Annotated in this window: 4 protein-coding genes; 3 read left to right on the top strand and 1 reads right to left on the bottom strand. The window is 74.5% G+C overall.

What is annotated here, in order from left to right; genetic code table 11:
- Positions 1-10 precede the first annotated feature (10 nt).
- The 3 genes from G3I65_RS59155 (at position 11) to trpA (ending at position 2,224) form a co-directional block, all read left to right on the top strand.
- Positions 11-121, top strand: coding sequence for a hypothetical protein (locus tag G3I65_RS59155; protein WP_375336746.1), 111 nt, complete (start codon positions 11-13; stop codon positions 119-121).
- A gap of 79 nt (positions 122-200) precedes the next feature.
- A complete protein-coding gene (gene trpB / locus G3I65_RS33750) occupies positions 201-1,430 on the top strand; it encodes a tryptophan synthase subunit beta (protein WP_160699692.1) in 1,230 nt (409 codons plus the stop codon).
- Positions 1,431-1,432: 2 nt separating this feature from the next.
- Positions 1,433-2,224, top strand: a complete 792-nt coding sequence (gene trpA / locus G3I65_RS33745; protein WP_375336745.1) for a tryptophan synthase subunit alpha — start codon at positions 1,433-1,435, stop codon at positions 2,222-2,224.
- 65 nt (positions 2,225-2,289) lie between these two features.
- On the opposite strand, the gene G3I65_RS33740 is transcribed toward trpA, so the two are convergent.
- On the bottom strand, positions 2,290-2,932 hold a 643-nt coding region (locus tag G3I65_RS33740; protein ID WP_160699690.1), incomplete at its 5' end, for an XRE family transcriptional regulator.

Here is a 2,932-nt window from a genome sequence, read left to right as displayed (position 1 = left end):
CGCGCGGCGCGTGCGCGGACGCCGGGTGCGGTACGCGATCGGCGCCGAGGCGGGCCAGGTCGACGGGATGCGATGGCACCGCTCGCCGCGCGTCACGAGGGAGCACCGGCCGGCCCGGTGAGCCCGCGTGTTCGTGCGCTCCGGTGATCCCCGACCAGCCACGAACCACCCGGGACGTCCCGGGTCAGGAGCACATCGCCATGCCGCACACCTTCTTCTTCCCGGCCGCGCCGGGACACTCCCCCGGCGCCACGGGCTACTTCGGCGCCTTCGGCGGCCAGTTCGTCCCCCAGGCGCTCGTCGCCGCCGTCGACCAGGTCGCCGCCGAATACGAGCGGGCGAAAGCGGATCCCGCGTTCCTCGCCCGGTTCGACGACCTGCTCGCCCACTACGTCGGCCGCCCGAGCGCGCTGACCGAGGTGCCGCGCTTCGCTGGCCGCGCCGGCGGCGCGCGCGTCTTCCTCAAGCGCGAAGACCTCAACCACACCGGCTCGCACAAGGTGAACAACGCGCTGGGCCAGGCGTTGCTGGCCCAGCGGATGGGCAAGACCCGCGTCATCGCCGAAACCGGCGCGGGCTCGCACGGCGTCGCGACCGCCACCGCCTGCGCGCTGACCGGTCTCGCGTGCACCGTCTACATGGGAGAGACGGACATGCGCAGCCAGTCGGTCAACGTGGCGCGGATGGAACTGCTCGGCGCGCGGGTCGTTCCCGTGACGTCCGGGTCGCGCACCCTCAAGGACGCCATCAACGAGACGTTCCGCGACTGGGTCGCCCACGTCGAGGACACGCACTACCTCTTCGGCACGGTCGCCGGGCCGCACCCGTTCCCGGCCATGATCCGCGACTTCCAGCGCGTCATCGGCGTCGAAGCCCGCCGTCAGCTCCTCGAGCGCACCGGACGGCTGCCCGACGCCGCGATCGCCTGTGTGGGCGGCGGGTCCAACGCGATCGGGCTGTTCCACGCGTTCCTGGACGACCCCGGCGTCCGCCTGATCGGCTGCGAAGCCGCGGGCCACGGTGTGGCCAGCGGGCGGCACGCGGCGTCACTCTCGGCGGGCGAACCCGGTGTCCTGCACGGTTCCCGCTCCTACGTCCTGCAGGACGACGAAGGCCAGATCCGCGAAGCCTGGTCGATCTCGGCCGGGCTCGACTACCCCGGCGTCGGCCCGGAACACGCGTACCTGCACGACTCCGGCCGCGCCGAGTACCGCCCGGTCACCGACGACGAAGCCATGGCCGCGTTCCGCCTGCTCGCCTCGACCGAGGGGATCGTCCCGGCGATCGAAAGCGCGCACGCGCTGGCCGGGGCCCTGCGGGTCGGCGCCGAGCTCGGCGCGGACGCCCTCCTGCTGGTGAACCTGTCCGGTCGCGGCGACAAGGACCTCGACACCGCCGCCGTCCACTTCGGACTGGAGGGCGCGCGATGAGCCTGCGCCTGGTCACCGAGACCCTCGCCGCGACGAAGGCGGCCGGCCGGGCCGCGCTCATCGCATACCTGCCGGCCGGGTTCCCCACCGTCGACAGGGGAATCGCGGCGCTGCGGGCGACCGCCGACGCGGGCGCGGACATCGTCGAAGTCGGCCTCCCCCACAGCGACCCGGTGCTGGACGGCCCGGTCATCCAGACCGCCGACGACATCGCGCTGCGCGGCGGCGTCCGGATCGCGGACGTCCTGCGCACGGTCCGCGAAGTCCACACGGCGACGGGCAAGCCGGTGCTGGTGATGTCGTACTGGAACCCAGTGTCCCGCTACGGCGTCGAGCGGTTCGCGCGCGAGCTGGCCGCCGCGGGAGGATCGGGCTGCGTGCTGCCCGACCTGCCGGTGGCCGAGTCGGCACCGTGGCGGCGGCAGGCGGCGGAGCACGGGCTGGCCACGGTGTTCGTGGTCGCCCCGAGCAGCACGGACGACCAGCTGGCGGAGACGGCCGCGGCCGGCACCGGGTTCGTCTACGCGGCCGCGCTGATGGGCGTCACCGGCACCCGGTCCACTGTGGACGCCGGCGCGGCGGTCCTGGCCCGACGGCTGCGCGCGCTCACCGAGCTGCCGGTGTGCGTCGGCATGGGGGTGTCGGACGCGAACCAGGCGGCGGAGGTCGCCGGGTTCGCCGACGGGGTGATCGTCGGATCGGCACTGGTCGAAACCCTGCTGGCGGAGGACGGCGGACCCGCGGCATTGGAGCGGCTGACCGGCCGGCTCGCGTCGGGGGTGCGCGCCGGTTGAGCGAAGCGGCCGGGCTCGCGGCGACGCGGACCCGGCCGGTGTGGCGCCATCCGTGACCCAGCCGATCAGCACCGACCCGGAGCGCGGGACGCGTGCCACGACGCCAACAGCCGCAACCGGTCCGCGTCGGGGCTGCCCGGCTCGGCCGTGAACACCAGCATGACCGGCCCCGGGTTGCCGGGCAGCGGATAGGTGTCCCAGTCCAGCCTGATGTCGCCCACCTCCGGCACGCGGAAGGTCTTGGTCCCGCGCACCGACTCGCGGACGTCGTGGCGGGCCCACAACCGGCGGAACTCGGCGCTGCGGATGCTCAGCTCGCCGACGATCGCCGTGGCGCGGGGGTGGGTGGGGTCGCCGGCGACGGCGGCGCGCAGCATGCCGATGTAGTCCAGCGCCTGTTGCTCCCAGTCCGGGCAGGTCCGCCGTCCGGTTAGGGCGTCGTCGAACAGCAGCAGGAGCATGTTGAGCCGGTCCGGCGGGTAGGTGCCCGGGTCGCCGAGCAGCGCCTCGGCCATCGGGTTCCAGTCGAGCAGGTCCAGGTGCCTGCCGAGCACGACCGCCGGGGTGTCGGTCACCCGCAGCAGCCGTCGCGTGCCGTCCGGCACCCGCTCCGGTGCGCGGTCGACCGCGACGGGCACCGGCCGGCGGGCGGCGTGGCCCAGCGCGAACAGGTGCCGGCGTTCCTCGTCGCCGAGGCCCAGCGCGCCG

The organism is Amycolatopsis sp. SID8362 (genome assembly GCF_010550475.1).
GTDB lineage: Bacteria > Actinomycetota > Actinomycetes > Mycobacteriales > Pseudonocardiaceae > Amycolatopsis > Amycolatopsis eburnea.
Note: the sequence above shows the minus strand (reverse complement) of the source record. Positions and strands in the feature narration are given on the sequence as shown.

Bases quoted from the DNA above. Each gene is read 5' to 3' on its own strand.
- trpB (WP_160699692.1), top strand. From the start codon at position 201: ATGCCGCACACCTTCTTCTTCCCGGCCGCGCCGGGACACTCCCCCGGC.